This window comes from Streptococcus sp. SCPM-O-B-15294 (M123), assembly GCF_058200455.1.
On the sequence record NZ_JBYQGU010000001.1, the window covers coordinates 123744 to 144443 of the forward strand.

General features: G+C 43.6%; 17 protein-coding genes. 14 read left to right on the plus strand and 3 right to left on the minus strand.

Translation table 11 applies throughout. From position 1 onward, the window contains the following. The first annotated feature begins 119 nt into the window (after positions 1 to 119). From purR to AC3E8G_RS00525, 7 genes are all read left to right on the plus strand, one after another. Positions 120 to 944: a pur operon repressor gene (gene purR / locus AC3E8G_RS00495; protein ID WP_048715719.1), complete on the plus strand. Its 825-nt coding sequence runs from the start codon at positions 120 to 122 to the stop codon at positions 942 to 944. A 22-nt stretch (positions 945 to 966) separates the two neighbouring features. Continuing rightward, positions 967 to 1503 carry a hypothetical protein gene (locus tag AC3E8G_RS00500; RefSeq protein WP_048715721.1) on the plus strand — a complete coding sequence of 179 codons (537 nt, stop codon included), beginning with the start codon at positions 967 to 969 and terminating at the stop codon, positions 1501 to 1503. A 216-nt stretch (positions 1504 to 1719) separates the two neighbouring features. After that, a complete protein-coding gene (gene rpsL / locus AC3E8G_RS00505) occupies positions 1720 to 2133 on the plus strand; it encodes a 30S ribosomal protein S12 (protein WP_001142332.1) in 414 nt (137 codons plus the stop codon). A gap of 19 nt (positions 2134 to 2152) precedes the next feature. Next, positions 2153 to 2623, plus strand: coding sequence for a 30S ribosomal protein S7 (gene rpsG / locus AC3E8G_RS00510; protein WP_048715723.1), 471 nt, complete (start codon positions 2153 to 2155; stop codon positions 2621 to 2623). 270 nt (positions 2624 to 2893) lie between these two features. After that, positions 2894 to 4975, plus strand: coding sequence for an elongation factor G (gene fusA, locus AC3E8G_RS00515; protein WP_048715725.1), 2082 nt, complete (start codon positions 2894 to 2896; stop codon positions 4973 to 4975). Positions 4976 to 5230: 255 nt separating this feature from the next. Next, positions 5231 to 6241, plus strand: a complete 1011-nt coding sequence (gene gap, locus AC3E8G_RS00520; protein ID WP_006595530.1) for a type I glyceraldehyde-3-phosphate dehydrogenase — start codon at positions 5231 to 5233, stop codon at positions 6239 to 6241. Positions 6242 to 6469: 228 nt separating this feature from the next. Further along, positions 6470 to 11266, plus strand: a complete 4797-nt coding sequence (locus AC3E8G_RS00525; protein WP_490676756.1) for an endo-beta-N-acetylglucosaminidase — start codon at positions 6470 to 6472, stop codon at positions 11264 to 11266. Positions 11267 to 11360: 94 nt separating this feature from the next. On the opposite strand, the gene AC3E8G_RS00530 is transcribed toward AC3E8G_RS00525, so the two are convergent. After that, entirely contained in the window at positions 11361 to 12068 is a 708-nt protein-coding gene (locus tag AC3E8G_RS00530; RefSeq protein WP_048715728.1) for a hypothetical protein, read from the minus strand. A 140-nt stretch (positions 12069 to 12208) separates the two neighbouring features. Here AC3E8G_RS00530 and AC3E8G_RS00535 point away from each other — a divergent pair, with 140 nt between their 5' ends. The 4 genes from AC3E8G_RS00535 (at position 12209) to glnA (ending at position 16100) form a co-directional block, all read left to right on the plus strand. Continuing rightward, positions 12209 to 13408 (plus strand): phosphoglycerate kinase, encoded by a 1200-nt coding sequence (locus AC3E8G_RS00535; protein WP_048715731.1) that lies wholly within the window; start codon positions 12209 to 12211, stop codon positions 13406 to 13408. Between the two features lie 336 nt (positions 13409 to 13744). Continuing rightward, entirely contained in the window at positions 13745 to 14278 is a 534-nt protein-coding gene (locus AC3E8G_RS00540; protein WP_006595533.1) for an FUSC family protein, read from the plus strand. A 68-nt stretch (positions 14279 to 14346) separates the two neighbouring features. Next, the gene (locus AC3E8G_RS00545) at positions 14347 to 14712 is read left to right on the plus strand and encodes a MerR family transcriptional regulator (RefSeq protein WP_411400098.1); all 366 of its coding nucleotides are present in this window, start codon (positions 14347 to 14349) and stop codon (positions 14710 to 14712) included. A 41-nt stretch (positions 14713 to 14753) separates the two neighbouring features. Next, a complete protein-coding gene (glnA, locus tag AC3E8G_RS00550; protein ID WP_006595535.1) occupies positions 14754 to 16100 on the plus strand; it encodes a type I glutamate--ammonia ligase in 1347 nt (448 codons plus the stop codon). 248 nt (positions 16101 to 16348) lie between these two features. Here the strand turns inward: glnA and rnjA are convergent, their stop codons facing one another. Together rnjA and AC3E8G_RS00560 are read right to left on the minus strand one after the other, a co-directional pair. Continuing rightward, positions 16349 to 18031, minus strand: coding sequence for a ribonuclease J1 (rnjA, locus tag AC3E8G_RS00555; protein WP_006595536.1), 1683 nt, complete (start codon positions 18029 to 18031; stop codon positions 16349 to 16351). Between the two features lie 3 nt (positions 18032 to 18034). Next, positions 18035 to 18265 carry a DNA-dependent RNA polymerase subunit epsilon gene (locus AC3E8G_RS00560; protein ID WP_006595537.1) on the minus strand — a complete coding sequence of 77 codons (231 nt, stop codon included), beginning with the start codon at positions 18263 to 18265 and terminating at the stop codon, positions 18035 to 18037. Between the two features lie 283 nt (positions 18266 to 18548). On the opposite strand from AC3E8G_RS00560, the gene tsaB reads away from it, so the two are divergent. From tsaB to tsaD, 3 genes are read left to right on the plus strand one after another with little or no spacing between them, the layout of a single operon-like run. Next, a complete protein-coding gene (gene tsaB / locus AC3E8G_RS00565) occupies positions 18549 to 19232 on the plus strand; it encodes a tRNA (adenosine(37)-N6)-threonylcarbamoyltransferase complex dimerization subunit type 1 TsaB (RefSeq protein WP_414286334.1) in 684 nt (227 codons plus the stop codon). Next, complete coding sequence (rimI, locus tag AC3E8G_RS00570; RefSeq protein ID WP_154857241.1) at positions 19229 to 19666, plus strand: ribosomal protein S18-alanine N-acetyltransferase; 438 nt, start codon at positions 19229 to 19231, stop codon at positions 19664 to 19666. Before tsaB ends, rimI begins: the two co-directional genes overlap by 4 nt. Further along, a complete protein-coding gene (tsaD, locus tag AC3E8G_RS00575; protein ID WP_154857243.1) occupies positions 19656 to 20666 on the plus strand; it encodes a tRNA (adenosine(37)-N6)-threonylcarbamoyltransferase complex transferase subunit TsaD in 1011 nt (336 codons plus the stop codon). Before rimI ends, tsaD begins: the two co-directional genes overlap by 11 nt. Positions 20667 to 20700 lie beyond the last annotated feature (34 nt).

Here is a 20700-nt window from a genome sequence, read left to right on the forward strand (position 1 = left end):
TAAATAACCTGCTCTTAGTTTGTTAGTAAAAAAACCAAAAACGAATGTTGTGAGACTAACAATGTTCGTTTTTTGGTATAATATGGTATAATACAATAAAAAAACTATGTGGAGAGAAAATGAAGCTAAGAAGAAGTGAGCGGATGGTTGTGATCTCGAATTACTTGATTAATCATCCCTACGAATTGACGAGTTTAAATACATTTGCCGAAAAATACGAATCTGCCAAATCATCTATTTCTGAGGACATTGTCATTATTAAACGGGCCTTTGAAGAAATGGAAATTGGAAGCATTGAAACTCTTACCGGTGCAGGTGGAGGGGTCATCTTTACACCATCGATTTCGGATGCAGATTCAAAAGAAATCGTCCAAAATTTGTGCGATCAACTGTCAGAAAGCAACCGGATTTTACCAGGTGGGTATATCTACCTTTCGGATTTGCTAAGTGATCCAAAAATCTTAAATAATATTGGGCGCATTATTGCCAAGGCCTTCCGAGATCAAAAAATCGATGCAGTCATGACGGTGGCCACTAAGGGTGTCCCATTAGCAAACGCGGTAGCCAATGTCTTAAATGTTCCTTTTGTCATTGTACGACGCGATTTGAAAATTACAGAAGGCTCAACGGTCAGTGTCAACTACGTATCTGGTTCCAGTGGCGATCGGATTGAGAAAATGTTCCTATCAAAACGTAGTTTGAAAGCTGGAAGCCGTGTTCTAATTGTCGATGATTTCCTTAAAGGAGGGGGAACGATCAGTGGGATGGTTAGCCTCTTAGCTGAGTTCGATTCAGAGTTGGCAGGAGTCGCTATTTTTGCGGACAATGCTTCGGCTAGAAGTAAAGATTTATTCGATCACAAGTCACTTCTACGTGTGACCAACATTGATGTAGCAGAAAATAAAATTGATGTAGAAATCGGAAATATTTTCGATAAGAACTAAGGCTGGAGAGGGAGAAAGGAAAATGAAAACAATTTTAGACCGTTTTGATCGTAGTCCCCTGTGGCTTCGATTGGCAACGATATTCATCTTGACAGGAGTTCTTGTCGGTGGGCTTTATACGGTTCGTAAAAATTCTGCAGACCAAGTTACAGTAGTGAAGCAAGAAACCAAAAAAACAGGTTCTCTTCCTATTAAGAAGAAAGACCCTAAAAAAGCCAAAGAAGAAGAGGAAGCGAAAATCGCTGAAGCGGCTGAAAAAGCAGTTGCTCATTTTGAAACCACAGCAACTCAAGAAACCTTAACCGCTGCGCAAGAGGCTGTAGAAAAAGTGAAGGACGAAACCAAGAAACAGGCCTTTCAAGCTCGTATTCAGTACATTGTAGACTATTACGGAATGCAGACCAATCAGAATACTCAATCAACTGATACGAATCAAGCTAGCCAAACAGGTCAACCTCAACAAGTCGTTCCCGCAGAAGTCCCTCAGTATCAGTCCAATGAGGTTCCTCAGGTTTCGAATGCTACCACACCAGCTGTAACACAACAAACTGAACAATAATCTAGCGCGATTTTAAGAAGAAGCAATCGTGCAAAAAAGAGAAAAAAATCTTGACAGTGAAAGTACCGCTATGTTACAATAATAGACGGTACTTTTTACTTTTGGTCTCTCAAGAGTGTACAGGGACGTGCTGACAAATGTTGCAAAAGTACACACAGATGGTAGCTGTCACCAAGTGTATCATCACCAAAAATAAAAAAATACAGGAGAATGTAGATGCCTACAATTAACCAATTGGTTCGCAAACCGCGTAAATCAAAAGTAGAAAAATCTAAATCACCAGCTTTGAACGTTGGTTACAACAGTCATAAAAAAGTTCAAACAAACGTTTCTTCACCACAAAAACGTGGTGTTGCAACTCGTGTTGGAACAATGACACCTAAAAAACCTAACTCTGCCCTTCGTAAATTCGCTCGTGTACGTTTGAGCAACTTGATCGAAGTTACTGCCTACATCCCAGGTATCGGACACAACTTGCAAGAGCACAGCGTGGTGCTTCTTCGCGGTGGACGTGTAAAAGACCTTCCAGGGGTACGTTACCATATCGTCCGTGGTGCACTTGATACTGCAGGTGTTAACGATCGTAAACAAGGCCGTTCTAAATACGGTACTAAACGTCCAAAAGCATAAGGAAAGGGGATAAAGAGAAATGAGTCGTAAAAATAGAGCTCCAAAGCGCGATGTATTGCCAGATCCGCTTTACAATTCACAACTAGTTACTCGTCTTATCAACCGCGTTATGCTTGATGGTAAACGTGGTACAGCAGCTTCAATCGTTTACGGTGCTTTTGAGCAAATCAAAGAAGTTACTGGAAATGACGCGCTTGAAGTATTTGAAACAGCAATGGAAAACATCATGCCTGTACTTGAAGTACGTGCACGTCGTGTTGGTGGATCTAACTACCAAGTCCCAGTTGAAGTTCGTCCAGAACGTCGTACAACACTTGGACTTCGTTGGTTGGTAACCATCGCTCGTCAACGTGGTGAGCACACAATGGTTGATCGCCTTGCTAAAGAAATCTTGGATGCTGCAAACAACACTGGTGCAGCAGTTAAGAAACGTGAAGACACTCACCGTATGGCTGAAGCTAACCGTGCCTTCGCACACTTCCGCTGGTAAGATCAAGATACTGAGGGCGTTAAAAAAGCGACTGAAAATTAGGAAGCTTGACGAAGAATCAAAGATTCTAGGAGAGCTTATCTATTTTCCGAGCTTTTAGCCCGGGTTTAATTAAGCATCATCAGCTTTTGAACCCAACTCAACTTATCTACAAGTTGGAACCAACAAAAAACAGGATAAACAATGAGAACGGGTAGGTCCTGCCTATCCGTTTTTGTTAAATCATGTTATAATAGTATAGAAATAAAAAATATAGGAGAACAAAACCTCATGGCACGCGAATTTTCACTTGAAAAAACTCGTAATATCGGTATCATGGCCCACGTCGATGCTGGTAAAACAACTACAACTGAGCGTATCCTTTACTACACTGGTAAGATTCACAAAATCGGTGAAACTCACGAAGGTGCGTCACAAATGGACTGGATGGAGCAAGAGCAAGAACGTGGTATCACCATCACATCTGCTGCGACAACCGCTCAATGGAAAGACACTCGTGTTAACATCATCGACACACCAGGACACGTGGACTTCACGATCGAAGTACAACGTTCACTCCGCGTTTTGGACGGTGCTGTAACGGTTCTTGACTCACAATCAGGTGTTGAGCCTCAAACAGAAACAGTTTGGCGTCAAGCAACTGAATACCGTGTTCCTCGTATCGTATTTGCGAACAAGATGGATAAAATCGGTGCTGACTTCCTTTACTCAGTAAGCACACTTCATGATCGTCTTCAAGCAAACGCACACCCAATTCAATTGCCAATCGGTTCAGAAGATGACTTCCGTGGAATCATCGACTTGATCAAGATGAAAGCTGAAATCTACACCAACGACCTTGGTACAGACATTCTTGAAGAAGATATCCCAGCTGAATACCTTGACCAAGCTCAAGAATACCGTGAAAAATTGGTTGAAGCAGTTGCTGAAACTGATGAAGACTTGATGATGAAATACCTTGAAGGTGAAGAAATCACTAACGAAGAATTGAAGGCTGCTATCCGTAAAGCAACTATCAATGTTGAATTCTTCCCAGTATTGTGTGGTTCTGCCTTCAAGAACAAAGGGGTTCAATTGATGTTGGACGCAGTCCTTGACTACCTTCCAAGCCCACTTGATATCCCTGCAATCAAGGGTGTAAACCCTGATACAGACGAACAAGAAGAACGTCCAGCATCTGATGAAGAGCCATTTGCAGCTCTTGCCTTCAAGATCATGACTGACCCATTCGTAGGTCGTTTGACATTCTTCCGTGTTTACTCAGGTGTCTTGAACTCAGGTTCTTACGTATTGAACACATCTAAAGGTAAACGTGAACGTATCGGACGTATCCTTCAAATGCACGCCAACACTCGTATGGAAATCGAAACAGTTTATTCTGGAGATATCGCTGCTGCCGTTGGTTTGAAAGATACTACAACTGGTGACTCATTGACAGATGAAAAAGCGAAAATTATCCTTGAGTCAATCGAAGTTCCAGAACCAGTTATCCAATTGATGGTTGAGCCTAAATCTAAAGCAGACCAAGATAAGATGGGTATCGCCCTTCAAAAATTGGCTGAAGAAGATCCAACATTCCGCGTTGAAACAAACCCTGAAACTGGTGAAACAGTTATCTCTGGTATGGGTGAGTTGCACTTGGATGTCCTTGTTGACCGTATGAAACGTGAATTCAAGGTTGAAGCAAACGTTGGTGCTCCTCAAGTATCTTACCGTGAAACATTCCGCGCTTCTACACAAGCACGTGGATTCTTCAAACGTCAATCTGGTGGTAAAGGTCAGTTTGGTGATGTTTGGATCGAATTTACTCCAAACGAAGAAGGTAAAGGATTCGAGTTCGAAAATGCGATCGTCGGTGGTGTGGTTCCACGTGAATTCATCCCTGCAGTAGAAAAAGGACTTCAAGAATCTATGGCTAACGGTGTTCTTGCTGGCTACCCAATGGTTGACGTGAAAGCGAAGCTTTACGATGGATCATACCACGATGTCGACTCATCTGAAACTGCCTTCAAGATCGCTGCATCTCTTGCTCTTAAAGAAGCAGCTAAATCAGCACAACCAGCTATCCTTGAACCAATGATGCTTGTAACCATCACAGTTCCTGAAGAAAACCTTGGGGATGTTATGGGTCACGTAACTGCTCGTCGTGGACGTGTAGACGGTATGGAAGCACACGGTGCAAGCCAAATCGTTCGTGCTTATGTACCACTTGCTGAAATGTTCGGTTACGCTACTGTCCTTCGTTCTGCAACTCAAGGACGTGGTACTTTCATGATGGTATTTGACCACTACGAAGATGTACCGAAATCAGTACAAGAAGAAATCATTAAAAAAGCTAAAGGTGAAGCATAATTTTACCGTCTAGCTAAAAGCTTTCCTCATAGGAGGAAAGCTTTTTTTGATTCGAAAAGAACTTAAGGCCTCTTCCTCATAAGAGATAGTGAAAATGAATATGAAAGTTTGTGTAATATTTCTAATCCTAATGAAATCAGTTGCATTTTAGGGGAAGAAAGTATATAATAATATTGTTGAAAGATGATTTGTAACCTATCAAGTTACTCTTTTCACATAAAAAATTTTTTGATTTTCATAAGGAGGAAATCACGAATGGTAGTTAAAGTTGGTATTAACGGTTTCGGTCGTATCGGTCGTCTTGCTTTCCGTCGTATCCAAAACGTAGAAGGTGTTGAAGTTACTCGCATCAACGACCTTACAGATCCAGTTATGCTTGCACACTTGTTGAAATATGACACAACTCAAGGTCGTTTCGACGGTACTGTGGAAGTTAAAGAAGGTGGATTCGAAGTTAACGGTAAATTCGTTAAAGTTTCTGCTGAACGTGATCCAGAACAAATCGACTGGGCTAACGACGGTGTAGAAATCGTTCTTGAAGCAACTGGTTTCTTTGCTAAGAAAGAAGCTGCTGAAAAACACTTGCACCCAGGTGGAGCTAAGAAAGTTGTTATCACTGCTCCTGGTGGAAACGATGTTAAGACAGTTGTATTTAACACTAACCATGACATTCTTGATGGTACTGAAACAGTTATCTCTGGTGCTTCATGTACTACAAACTGCTTGGCTCCAATGGCTAAAGCTCTTCAAGATAACTTCGGTGTTGTAGAAGGATTGATGACTACTATCCACGCTTACACTGGTGACCAAATGATCCTTGACGGACCACACCGTGGTGGTGACCTTCGTCGTGCTCGCGCTGGTGCAGCTAACATCGTTCCTAACTCAACTGGTGCTGCTAAAGCTATCGGTCTTGTAATCCCAGAATTGAACGGTAAATTGGACGGATCTGCACAACGCGTTCCAACTCCAACTGGATCAGTTACTGAATTGGTTGCAGTTCTTGAAAAGAACGTTACTGTTGATGAAGTAAATGCGGCTATGAAAGCAGCAGCTAACGAATCATACGGTTACACAGAAGATCCAATCGTATCTTCAGATATCGTAGGTATGGCTTACGGTTCATTGTTTGACGCAACTCAAACTAAAGTTCTTGACGTTGACGGTAAACAATTGGTTAAAGTTGTTTCATGGTATGACAACGAAATGTCTTACACTGCACAACTTGTTCGTACTCTTGAATACTTCGCAAAAATTGCTAAATAATTCATCTGTATGATGAGAGGAGGGTAACCTCCTCTTTTTTTGTACTTTTTTTAGTTCCTCCTCACCTTATTATAGGATTTGCTAAAATGAATTGACAGACCTCTCTTTAAAGGGGTAAACTAAATCTGAGTGAAGATTTCCAATTCAAAAAAATGTAAGCGATTGCACGCGAGTGAAGGAGGAGTGTTTTAGGAGATTGGAAATCAGTAAAATAAGATGGAGGTCAAGATGAAAGGTCATCAATTTGAAAAACAACAACGTTTTAGTATCCGAAAATTCAGTGTAGGAGTTTGTTCTGCATTGATTGGATTGGCATTTTTAGGAACGGGGGCAGTCTCAGCAGATGAGACGCATGCGACTAATGAACAACCCTTAGAAGCTTCCACAGCAAATACTGAAGATGTCAATCGTTTGATCAGAGAAGCGGGAGTCTACACTGCAGATGCTGCTTTGCCAACTGCAGAAACAGCAAAACCAGTTGAGGTAGCAACTCCAGCAACTCCAGAATCAGGTCCTGCAAGCACAGAAGCTAGCCCGACGACGACAGATACTCCAGCCGTTTCAGCGACGGAACAACCAAAAGCAGTCGCAGAAAAAGTAGAAGATTTACCAACCAATGAAGAAAAACAATTAAGACCGAAAGAAGTTAAGTTCGATACCTGGGACGATCTCTTGAAGTGGGAACCAGGAAAACGAGTGGATGACGATATGAACCGAGCAAGTGTCCCACTTGCGAGTCGTTTTCAAGGGAAGCAAATCAACGAGCAAGCCAACCCAGATGCAAAGATCCAAGCCCTTTCTAACATGAACTCAAAGGCTAAGGATCATGCTTCCGTCGGTGGGGAAGAGTTTAAGGCTTATGCTTTTGACTACTGGCAATATTTGGATTCTATGGTCTTTTGGGAAGGACTTGTCCCTTCAGCAGACGTGATTGATGCGGCTCACCGAAATGGGGTTCCCATCTACGGAACACTCTTTTACAACTGGTCTAGTAGCATCAAGGATCAAGAGCGCTTTGCAGAAACCTTGAAAGAAGATAGTGAAGGCTCAAAAACCTTCCCGATTGCTCGTAAATTGGTTGATTTAGCCAAGTACTATGGTTTCGATGGTTACTTTATCAACCAAGAAACAACAGGGAACTTAGTAGAGCCTTTGGGGCCAAAATTAAGAGATTTCCTTCTTTATACCAAGGAATATGCGAAGAGCGTCAACTATCCGATCAAGTATTCTTGGTATGATGCCATGACTTATGAATATGGTCGCTACCATGAAAATGCACTGGGTGAGTACAACTACAATTTCATGCAGCCTGAAAACGGGGAAAATCCTGTGGATACCTTCTTTGCCAACTTTAACTGGGGCAAATCAGAAGTTGATTATTCGATTAGTACAGCCAAATGGATTAACCGCAATCCTTATGATGTTTTAGCGGGTCTCGAACTTCAAAAAGGAGGTTCTTATAAGACCAATGTCGACTGGAATGCGATTCTAGATGAGCATGGCAAGTTGCGTCTATCTCTTGGGCTTTATGCACCTGATACCATTACAGGTCTAGGAAAGACAGGAGAAGGTTACCATACCCATGAAGATCTATTCTGGACTGGTTTCCAAGGGGATCCAACCAAAGGAAAACCAGCAGACCAATCTTGGTACGGGATGTCCAATCTAGTAGTGGATAAAACGCCAATTACAAGTGCTAATTTCAATACGTCCTTTAATACAGGCCACGGCAAACATTGGTTTGTGGATGGCAAGATTTCTAAAGAAGGGGAGTGGAACTACCGTTCTGTTTCTGGCTACCTTCCAACATGGCGCTGGTGGGTAGAGCATAGTGAAGATAGTACGCCATTAAAAGGTCGCTATGATTTTGATCAAGCCTACAATGGAGGGAACTCTTTAACCTTTGAAGGGGATTTGAAAGCTAATAGCAGTCAAAATGTTATGCTCTATTCTACTAAGATTCCTGTGACAGAAACGACAAAATTAAGTGTGTCTCACAAGGGTGGGGTCGGAGCTGCTGCTTGGGTAGCTGTTGCCACAAAAGAAGACTACTCTGAATACGAATGGAAGGAATTGACACCGAGTGCGGATTGGTCTACTCAAACCTTTGATTTGGGAGGCTTGGCGGGTAAGACTATTTATGCCGTTAAGATGTTCTTTGATCATGATGCAGATGTCAAAGATTACAAGTTCAACCTCGGTCAATTGTCGATTACGTCCAACCAAGAAAAACCAGTAGCCCCATCTGAAGTGACTGTTCGGGCAAAACGCCTGCAAAATGGCCAGGAAGCGGAGGCTGTCCTTAATTTTAAAGGGGTTGCGGACGCAGATTATTATGAAGTCTATGAAAAAGACGGCGACAACTGGCGTCTCTTAACAGGGTCTTCTGCGACAACCGTCTATCTACCAAAAGTTAGCCGTTCAGCAAGTGCTGAAGGAACGACTCAGGACCTCAAGGTTGTGGCAGTTGGGAAGAACGGCCAACGTTCAGATGCAGGAACTGTGGCCTTTGATTGGGGTATGACCGTGTCAGATACCAGTCTTCCAAAAGCCCTTGCACCAAACGTGGTGATTGGAGCCAAAGTCATTGGTTCGAGCTTCCCAGATGCGGATGGTAGTGAAGGCATCGAAGGTATGTTAAATGGTACCATTACCAGTCTTTCAGATAAATGGTCTTCTGCTCAATTGAGTGGAACCGTCGATATTCGCTTGACACAACCACGGACCATTGTTCGTTGGGTCATGGACCATGCCGGTGCGGGTGGAGAATCTGTCGACGATGGCAAGATGAATACCCGTGACTTCGACCTTTACTACAAGGATGAAGCGGGTGAGTGGAAGCTCGCTAAGGAAGTTCGTGGCAATAAAGCCCATGTGTCCGACATTACACTCGACCATCCAATCAAGGCTCAAGAATGGCGTCTCCATGTCATTACGGCAGATAACGGAACCCCATGGCAAGCCATCCGGATTTACAACTGGAAGATGTATGAAAGTCTGGATACGGAAACGGTCAACATCCCGATGAAACATGCTGCAGCGCAAAACTTAGGCAATCATTTTGTCCAAGTCGGCTTCAAAGATGTACCGGCCAATACCACACTGACTCTTTATGCCGATAAAGAAGCGACTAGCCCAATTGCGACCATGACAGCCAATCAAGCTGGAAATCTGATCTTTAAACCACTGGCTTTTGAATCAACCCCATCTCTTCTCTACTATCGTGCGCAAGAACCTGGCAAAGATATCAGTAATGTTCTAGCGATCGAAGTTCCAAAAAATGATAAAGAAATTGCGGGACTTCAATTTGAAGATGGTTTGACCAAGAAGGTTTACCGGGAAGGGGATGCTCTTTCCTTGAAAGGGGCGACTCTCCGTGTTCATTATAAAGATGGCCAAGCAAATCAACTGGTCAACCTCACCAACTCAGGTGTAGAGATTCATGGATTTGACAGTAGCAAGCTTGGAGAACAACACCTAGAAGTTTCTTACCTTGGTCAGAAATTGGATAAGACTCTCACTGTTTTTGTGGTCAGTGCAGAGGAAGCAGGTGAAAAAGCAGTTGCTGGTCTAGAATTGACCGACAAACCAAAAGTAGAATATATCGTCGGAGAAGCATTTGAAAAAGAAGGCGGACGCTTTACAGTTGTCTTTGATGATGAAACAACCGAAACGCACGCCTTGACCGATGAAGGTGTGGAAGTAACTGGCTTTGATGCAACCAAGGAAGGCCGTCAAACCATCACCGTCCATTACAAAGGAGCTAGCACAAGCTTTGATGTCCTCGTCAATCCAAAACCAGCTCTCAATGATGAATACCTTAAGCAAAAATTAGCTGAAGCTGAAGCTGCAAAAGCCAAAGTAGACTTTACATTTGCCAGTCCTGAAGTCAAAGAAGCCTTGTTGGCTGGAATGGCTGCTTCTGAAAAAGTCTTGAAAGAGCATGATACCAGCACACAAGATCAAGTCAATGAGCAGTTGAATCAATTGACCGCTCTCTTGAAAGCCTTGGATGGACAAGCTAATCTAGTCAAAGAGAAAGACGCTCTTTCTGCTCTGACAGAGGAAGCGACTGCTCTATTAGCAAGCAAGCCAAATCACCCTTCTGGTGACGCTTTACAGGCACTGGTTGAGAAAAATAAAGAACTCCTAGACTCTTCAGAACTCACTCCTGAAGCGCTCGCAACCGCAAAAACAGGTCTAGAAACCTTGATTGCGCTCCTGAAAGAAGATAAGCCGGCTGTCTTTGTAGACCCTGCGACTGGAGTCGAAGTTCAATTCTCTAACTTGGAGCCTACTGCTATTAAGGGACTAAAAGTCGCGAAAGTTGAAGCCAATCAGGCAGAAAAAGAAGAGCTGAAGGGACGAGAAGCGACTATCTTTGATATCGAAGGAGTCGATGCAAGTGGTCAGGATGTCGATACCCAGCATCCATCACTTGTGAAAATCCCTGTGGATAAGGATAAAGAAGTGGAGCAAGTCCTCTTCTTCCCAGAAGGTCAAGCACCTCAATCCTTGGCCTTTGAGAGAGTTGGAGATGTAGTTATCTTTACACCTCCTCATTTTACCCACTATGCGATTGTCTATAAGCCAGCCAAAACGGAAGGACCAGATCAACCGATCCAACCAGAGGAGCCGGCTAAACCTGATCAGCCTGTTCAACCGGCTCAACCAAATCAGCCAGTCCAACCAAGTACCCCAGTGACTCCGGATCCAGCTAATCCACTGAAGCCTACAAATTCATCTCAAGTGGATCAGTTGGCCCCAACGACTTCTACTCAACCGGGTCATCAAGAGGAAGATCACAAGGATATGGTCGATCAAGAGATCCATCAGTTGTTAAGTGCCCACCAAGGAGCGAACTCACAGCCAACGGTTCAGCAAGGAACAAAAGATGCAAGCAAAGAAAGTCAATCGGAACACTTGCCAAATACGGCAAGCCTAGAAGCTTCCTTTGCAGCAGAAGCTGTTCTCTTAGCAGCCTTAGGCGGCTTCCTCTTGGCTGGTAAGAGGAAAGAAGAGTAAGTCTTTTACAGGATTCTTTCGTTCTTTTAAAAAGTCACTCTCAAAAAAACCTCTCTGGTAAAAACCAGAGAGGTTTGATCTTGTTTAGAGGATATTAAAAGGCATTCCAAAGGAGGACAAAAATAAGAATACAGCCCCAAGCGTTTCCTGTACGTCTCTGAACTAGAAGCATTCCATAAATAAGAATGAAAACAGTTCCTTCTTGTAAGAGTGACAATGAGTCAAAACCAATCATCCCGTGGATGAGCAAGCAGATTAAAGCACACACAAATGCTCCTAGATTCCATACTCCTTTTACGTACTGAGGATAGCGGAGGTTGATTTTTTGGACAATCACAACATAATTAAAACCCTCCCAGAATCCCCAAATAAGAGAAATGAGAAGATAGCCCAAGAAATTGGTTGGGAAGGGACTGGATAAGACTTCTTTTGTTAGGAGGATGGATTGAAAAGGAAGATAGGAATGCATCTGACCTGAAGCTATGAGGAAAATGAGAAGAGGTAAGGCAATAAGAACTGTTTGAAGGATAGTTGGAAAGAATTTTTTCTTAACCAGTCCATATTTCTGTATGCTTTCTTTTCTACGAATAAGGACAGCACTAGTTCCCAAGCCAGCTACAGAAAATTGACAAAGTGCGAGAACGATTAAGCGAATCCAGAGAGAATGGTCTGGGCTTCTAGTGAAGTTGATGATTGGCTCCTGAAAAGCTAGAAAGCCCATCAGTGGAAGCAAGGTGAAAAGTGCCAAGATATTTAAATCTTTGTCGGCTTCTTTTTGTTGAGTAGATAATCCTTCTTTCATTTATATCTCCTTTTTATCCCTATTATAGGGTCTCTTGGTTAGACTGTCAATAAGAGGGGAAAAGCATTGGATTTTTCTACCTCTTTTACAGCTTTTGTGATATAATTATCATGTATTAAAAAAAGAAGGAGTCATATCCAATGGCAAAATTGACTGTTAAAGACGTTGACTTGAAAGGGAAAAAAGTTCTCGTTCGTGTTGACTTCAATGTTCCTGTAAAAGATGGCGTGATCACTAACGATAACCGTATCACTGCAGCTCTTCCAACAATCAAGTACATCCTTGAACAAGGTGGACGTGCAATCCTCTTCTCTCACCTTGGACGTGTGAAAGAAGAAGCAGACAAAGAAGGTAAATCACTTGCTCCTGTAGCGGCTGACTTGGCTGCTAAATTGGGTCAAGACGTTGCTTTCCTTCCAGGTGTTACTCGTGGTGCTGAATTGGAAGCAGCGATTAACGCTCTTGAAGATGGACAAGTTCTTTTGGTTGAAAACACTCGTTTCGAAGATGTTGACGGCAAGAAAGAATCTAAAAACGATCCTGAACTTGGTAAATACTGGGCATCACTTGGAGATGGTATCTTCGTAAACGATGCATTCGGTACAGCTCACCGTGCACACGCATCTAACGTTGGTATCTCAGCAAACGTTGAAAAAGCAGTTGCTGGATTCCTTCTTGAAAACGAAATTGCTTACATCCAAGAAGCAGTTGAAGCTCCAGAACGTCCATTCGTGGCTATCCTTGGTGGTTCAAAAGTTTCAGACAAGATCGGTGTGATCGAAAACTTGCTTGAAAAAGCTGATAAAGTTCTTATCGGTGGTGGGATGACTTACACATTCTACAAAGCTCAAGGTATCGAAATCGGTAACTCACTTGTAGAAGAAGACAAATTGGATGTCGCTAAAGCTCTTCTTGAAAAAGCAAACGGCAAATTGATCTTGCCAGTTGACTCAAAAGAAGCAAACGCATTTGCTGACTACACTGAAGTGAAAGACACTGAAGGTGAAGCAGTAGACCCAGGTTTCCTTGGTTTGGATATCGGTCCTAAATCTATCGCTAAATTTGACGAAGCTTTGACTGGTGCGAAAACAGTTGTATGGAACGGACCTATGGGTGTATTTGAAAACCCTGACTTCCAAGCTGGTACAATCGGTGTAATGGACGCTATCGTAAAACAACCAGGTGTTAAATCAATCATCGGTGGTGGTGACTCAGCTGCCGCAGCGATCAACCTTGGACGTGCAGACAAGTTCTCATGGATCTCTACTGGCGGTGGAGCATCAATGGAACTTCTTGAAGGTAAAGTTCTTCCAGGACTTGCAGCCTTGACTGAAAAATAAGACGGTTCCTCATGAACCATAGAAGAAGCACCGAAAGGTGCTTTTTTTAGAGTGTATACAACCTAATTTTTATATAAGATAAGTTAAGTGATTCTGTATCGAAATAAAATGAGATCTCATTTTTGAAATTAATCAAGAAAATCCCAAAACTAAGTCATGGAACTTCCTGGATTGCTGAAATCATCCACTGGATAATTTCACCTAACCTCCGTACTCACCTAAGGAAAGTTTTTAAAATGACTTTGTAGAGTAGAAGGAAGCTAGTCGATCTTCATTTACCCGCTTGAACCTTTCTAGAAATATGTTAGAATAAAAGAGATAGAAAGATAGGGGACAATGGATTACTTTAAACGACATAAATTTGACCGTTCCAAATTTCGATTAGGAATGCGAACCTTCAAAACAGGGATAGCCGTTTTTCTGGTTCTATTGATTTTTGGTATCTTTGGCTGGCGGGGCTTGCAGATTGGGGCGCTGACAGCTGTCTTTAGTTTGAGAGAAGATTTTGATAAGAGTGTTCACTTCGGAGCTTCGCGCGTGATGGGCAACAGTATCGGTGGTTTTTATGCCCTGCTGTTCTTTATGATCAAGATTCTCTTCCACAATGCTTTTTGGGTGACCCTGATTTTTGTGCCCATTGCGACCATGTTAACCATAATGACAAACGTCGCTATGAACAATAAAGCTGGAATCATCGGTGGTGTTTCAGCCATGCTCATCATCACCCTCTCCATTCCGACAGGAGAAACGTTCCTATATGTTTTTGCCCGCATCTTTGAAACCTTTATCGGTGTCTTCGTTGCGATTTTAGTCAATTCAGATGTGGATCGGATTCGGGACTTTATAAAAGAAAGAAGAAAAACCATGTGAGATTATATGACATTTTAATCTTGACATCGGTTTTTTTTGCGTTATAATAGAATAGAAAGGGGGTTTGTATGAAAGAAAAGGAATTAAGACGAACGTTAGCGGTCTTTCCGATTGGTAGTGTTATGAAATTGACAGATTTAACAGCTCGTCAAATTCGCTACTACGAAGATCAACAACTCATTACTCCAGATCGTACAGAGGGCAATCGTCGGATGTTTTCTCTTAACGATATGGACCGCCTGTTGGAGATTAAGGATTATTTATCTGAAGGCCTTAATATTGCAGGAATTAAAAAACGGATTGCTGAGAAAGAAGCTCAACGTCAAGTTGCCAAGATTGTCAGTGAAAAGGATGTCCGCAAGGCCCTTCACCGTGACATTCTCCAGCAAAGTCGCTTTCATACGACCTCATCGCCATATGGTCAGTTACGCTGATCATTCTTTTTGCTTAATGCTATACTCATAAGGAGACACACATGTCAATTACTGTTGAAGATATTCGTCGCGAAGTCAAAGAAAAAAATGTAACCTTTATTCGGTTGATGTTCTCAGATATCTTAGGGACCATGAAAAACGTTGAAATTCCAGCGACAGATGAACAGTTGGAAAAGGTTCTCTCAAACAAGGCCATGTTTGATGGATCTTCTATCGAAGGGTTTGTTCGGATTAATGAGTCTGATATGTATCTCTATCCAGACTTGGACTCTTGGACTGTTTTCCCTTGGGGAGATGAGAACGGTAGTGTCGCAGGATTGATTTGTGATGTCTATACAACAGAAGGGGAACCTTTTGCAGGAGACCCTCGTGGAAACCTCAAACGTGCTCTTCGTCACATGGAAGAAGTTGGCTTCAAATCTTTCAACCTTGGACCAGAGCCAGAGTTCTTCCTCTTTAAGCTCGATGAAAATGGGGATCCAACTCTTGAAGTGAATGACAAGGGTGGCTATTTTGACTTGGCGCCTACAGACCTTGCTGATAACACTCGCCGTGAGATCGTCAATGTCTTGACTCAAATGGGATTTGAAGTAGAAGCCAGTCACCACGAAGTGGCCGTAGGTCAGCATGAAATTGACTTTAAGTACGATGAAGTGCTTCGTGCTTGTGACAAGATTCAAATCTTTAAACTCGTTGTCAAAACCATTGCTCGCAAACATGGTTTGTATGCAACCTTTATGGCTAAGCCAAAATTTGGGATCGCTGGTTCCGGGATGCACTGCAATATGTCCTTGTTTGATGCGGAAGGAAACAATGCCTTCTTTGATCCAAATGATCCAAAAGGAATGCAGTTGTCAGAAACAGCTTATCACTTCCTTGGCGGTTTGATCAAGCACGCCTACAACTACACAGCCATCATGAACCCAACAGTTAACTCCTACAAACGTTTGGTTCCAGGTTATGAAGCACCTGTTTACATCGCTTGGGCTGGCCGAAACCGTTCACCATTGGTCCGCGTACCAGCTTCACGTGGTATGGGAACACGCCTTGAGTTGCGCTCAGTAGACCCAATGGCCAACCCATATATTGCTATGGCTGTTCTCTTGGAAGTTGGTTTGCACGGTATTGAAAACAAAATCGAAGCACCAGCTCCTATCGAAGAAAACATCTACATCATGACTGCAGAAGAGCGTAAAGAAGCTGGAATCACTGACCTCCCATCTACCCTTCACAATGCTTTGAAAGCCTTGACTGAAGATGAAGTTGTTAAGGATGCTCTTGGTGAACATATCTATACCAGCTTCTTGGAAGCCAAACGGATCGAGTGGGCAAGTTATGCAACCTTTGTTTCACAATGGGAAATTGATAACTACTTGGACTTGTACTAAGCAAATTTATCCGAAAATGAGCTAGGTTTGATGACCTGGCTCTTTTTTCATAGATAGAAAATGAGAGTGGGACAGAAATCGGTAATTCGTTAGAATTCGATTTTGTTGTCCCACCTCCGCACAGTTGAGTAGGGCTATAAAAGCTGATGAAATCAGCGTAGTAGAGCCCACTCAACCACTGCGTCTTGCTCGACAATGCAAAGACAATTGAGAGGCTAGGACTTTTGTCCCAGCCTCATTCTTTTTACTTAATTTTCTTCATCTGGTGTCAAAATCATCGGGATGATGATAGGTTCACGTTCCGTGCTTTCGTAAAGGAAAGGACGAAGGGCGTTGACAATAGCACCGTGTACGGTTTGAATATTGGCATCTTTATTCTTCAAGGCGATTCGAATAGCATTGAAGAGGATGCGTTGACTTTCACGGATCAGGTCACCGGACTCTCTCATATAGATGAAGCCACGGCTGAGGATATCTGGTCCAGCTAAAATCATTTTCGACTTGAAGTCAACTGTCGCAACAGCTAGGACAACCCCATCTTCTGATAAATCTTTGCGGTCACGAAGGACAGCCGCTCCGATTTCTCCGATGCGATTTCCGTCGACATAGATATCTTGAGCATTGAAACTTCCTGCGATACGAGCTGAGTTAGCCGTCAGGGCAAGAACATCTCCGTTGCTCATGATGAAGATGTTATCTTTCTCTACTCCACAATCACGCGCAAGTCCAGCGTGAATCTTCTGCATGCGGTACTCACCGTGGACAGGCATGAAGTATTTGGGTTTGATCAAGCGTAACATGAGCTTTTGTTCTTGTTGGCCACCGTGTCCAGAGGTATGGATGTTGTTAATCTTACCGTGGATGACATCGACTCCTGCTTCCGAGATGATATTGATCAATTTATTCACACTAGTTGTATTCCCAGGAATTGGACTAGATGAGAAGATAACGGTATCACCCGGTTGCAATTGCACCTGGCGGTGGGTTCCATTAGCGATACGAGACAGTGCCGCCATAGGCTCCCCTTGGCTACCTGTACACATAATGAGGATTTCGTTTGCCGGGTAGTCTTTGATTTCACTTGGTTCAATAATCGTTCCAGGTGGTACCTTGATATAGCCAAGCTCAATTCCGTTGACAATGGCTTTTTCCATCGAGCGTCCAAAGACAACAATCTTGCGGCCAGTTTTAACAGCGGCATCTGCAGCCTGTTGGAGACGGAAGATGTTGGATGCAAAGGAAGCAAAGATGATGCGTCCATGAATGCCTTCAATAATCTTCATAATGGATTGGCCAACGACTTTTTCAGAGTTGGTAAAGGTTGGGACTTCCGCGTTGGTTGAGTCAGAAAGCAGACAGAGGACGCCTTCCTCTCCTAGTGCAGCCATCCGGTGAAGGTCGGCCGGCTCACCAACAGGTGTGAAGTCAAATTTAAAGTCTCCTGTGCAGACGATTTTTCCTTGAGGCGTATGAAGAACGATTCCCAAAGGTTCTGGAATGGAGTGGGTCGTCCGGAAGAAGGTCGCTTTAATATGCTTAAAGGTCAGCTCCGTATTTTGGTTGATTTCATAGAGTTTTGCACCACGAAGGAGACCATGCTCTTCTAATTTTCCACGAATAAGGGCTAGGGCCAAAGGTCCAGCATAGATTGGCACATTGGCTTGCTTCAAGAGGAAGGGGATTCCTCCGATATGGTCTTCGTGTCCGTGAGTAATCAAGACACCTTTGACACGGTCGATATTTTCAACGATATAGGAATAGTCTGGAATCACGTAATCGATCCCTAACAAATCATCTTCAGGGAACTTGATCCCAGCATCTACAATGATGATTTCGTCTTGGTATTCAATCCCATAGGTATTTTTACCGATTTCCCCGAGACCTCCAATGGCGAAAACACCAACTTCTTCAGGTTTTAAGGTATATGCCATGGATTAGAACTCCGTAATTTCAAATGCGCCAGACTCTTTTTCATATTCTAGGTGTTGGTCTGACAAGAGAGTGATAAATTCGATGTTGTAAGATGTATTTTCTTCAACAAGGCGACGAGCTTCAATGCGTCCTTCTAACTCATTCTTCGCATCAATATCGAGATAGAGGGCATGAGTCGTTTCACGACGAGGGTTGCGTTCTTTTGTTTCTTGGTAGAAAACTTTGTAAATCATTTCGTTTCGGTTCCTTTCACTTGTTCGGACTGTAGCAGAAAAGAAACAGCTAGTAGCTAGCTGAGACACCTATTCTTGCTTTCTTTTGTCCTGATTCGATACAATTATTATCCATTATACCATAAATAGGCTCTAAGGAAAAGATGCAAGCGGGTTCTGAGAGCAGAAGGAAGCGCTTTTTTAGAAGGGATAGAGAGCTGGTGATTTCACAGTCTGGGGGTGCTTCCTCTACCGTTTGGCGTCTATTTGTAGTATAATATGAAGCAGACAACGAGGAGAAAACATGAAAGTATTAGCATTTGACACCTCCAGTAAGGCCCTATCCGTTGCCCTTTTGGAGGAAGAAAACCGATTAGCAGAGTTGACACTGACGATCAAGAAAAACCACAGCATTACCTTGATGCCTACCATTGAATTTTTGATGGCCAGCATTGATTGGAAACCGACGGATTTAGACCGTATCGTAGTAGCAGAAGGGCCTGGATCTTATACTGGCTTACGGATCGCGGTAGCAACGGCTAAAACCCTAGCTCAAACGCTAAAGATTGACTTAGTAGGGGTGTCGAGCTTACTAGCCTTGGTACCAGAAGAGATAGAAGGTCTAGCCATTCCAGTAATGGATGCGCGGCGCAACCATGTCTATGCGGGCTTTTACCAAGAGGATCAGCTAGTCTACCCGGAGGCTCACCTTTCTTTTGAAGCCGTATTAGATAGAGCAAAGGGAGCTGAAAAGGTGACCTTCCTTGGGGAAGTCGAAGCCTTTCGTGAGCAGATACAAGAAGCCTTGCCAAATGCTCAGATGGTAGAAACCCTACCGGATGCGGTACGGATCGGTCGACTAGGACTTACAAAAGAAGCTGTCTCCGTCCATGGTTTTGTGCCCAACTACCTCAAGCGGGTAGAAGCTGAGGAAAACTGGCTCAAGGACCATCAAGAGTCCGGTCAGTCCTACATCAAACGCTTATGATCCGTATCGAGAAGGAGGCGGGGCGATTCGATTTAGCCCCTCAGATGGTAGAAATCTTAGACAATGTCTATGGACAAAGCCCATGGACCTTGGAGCAAGTCCTAGCGGATCTGGGTCAAGCTCAAAATTGGTATGCCTTGGCCTACAGTGGGGAAGAATTGGTGGGCTTCTTGGCTATACAAGAAAACCTCTATGAGTTAGAAGTCGTCCAAATTGCTGTTCGAAAAGAGTGGCAAGGGCGCGGGATTGCTGGTCAGCTACTAGAAACTGTTCCTCAGGAGAAAGAGGTCTTTTTAGAGGTGAGAGAAGGAAACACTCCGGCTCGGACTCTCTATCAGAAACAAGGATTTAAAGAAATTGGTTGCCGGAAAGGGTATTATCATGCACCTACCGAAGACGCCATTATGATGAAAAGGGAAGCAAATGAAGGATAGATATATTTTGGCATTTGAAACATCTTGTGATGAGACCAGTGTCGCCGTCCTGAAAAACGACGACGAGCTCTTGTCCAATGTCATTGCTAGTCAAATTGAAAGCCATAAACGCTTCGGGGGAGTGGTTCCAGAAGTCGCCAGTCGGCACCATGTCGAAGTTATTACGGCCTGTATTGAGGAAGCGCTAGAAGAAGCGGGAATTACAGAAGAAGAAGTCACAGCGGTTGCGGTGACCTACGGACCAGGTCTGGTTGGTGCTCTTTTGGTCGGTCTTGCTGCAGCCAAGGCCTTTGCATGGGCCCATGGGATTCCTTTGATTCCTGTCAATCATATGGCTGGCCACTTGATGGCTGCTCAAAGCGTTGAGCCTTTAGAATTTCCGCTCTTGGCCTTGCTGGTCAGCGGAGGACACACCGAGTTGGTCTATGTCTCGGAGGCGGGTGATTATAAGATCGTTGGGGAAACGCGTGATGATGCAGTGGGTGAGGCCTATGATAAGGTCGGCCGCGTCATGGGCTTGACCTATCCAGCCGGTCGCGAGATTGACGAGTTAGCGCATAAGGGTCAGGATATCTACGATTTCCCACGCGCCATGATCAAGGAAGACAATCTGGAGTTCTCATTCTCAGGGCTCAAATCTGCCTTTATCAATCTCCACCACAATGCCGAGCAAAAAGGCGAGAGCCTATCCAAGGAAGACCTATCGGCTTCCTTTCAAGCAGCGGTGATGGATATCTTGATGGCCAAGACCAAAAAAGCCCTAGAAAGATACCCTGTTAAGACCCTGGTGGTGGCGGGAGGAGTCGCGGCCAATCAAGGTCTTCGTGAACGCCTGGCTTCTGAGATCACAGATGTTAAGGTCATCATTCCTCCTCTGCGCCTCTGCGGAGACAATGCGGGGATGATTGCCTATGCCAGTGTCAGCGAATGGAATAAGGGGAATTTTGCTAGCTTAGACTTAAATGCCAAGCCAAGTCTCGCTTTTGAAGGAATTGAATAAGGATTGAAGAACCATCTGGGTACCGCTATCCAGA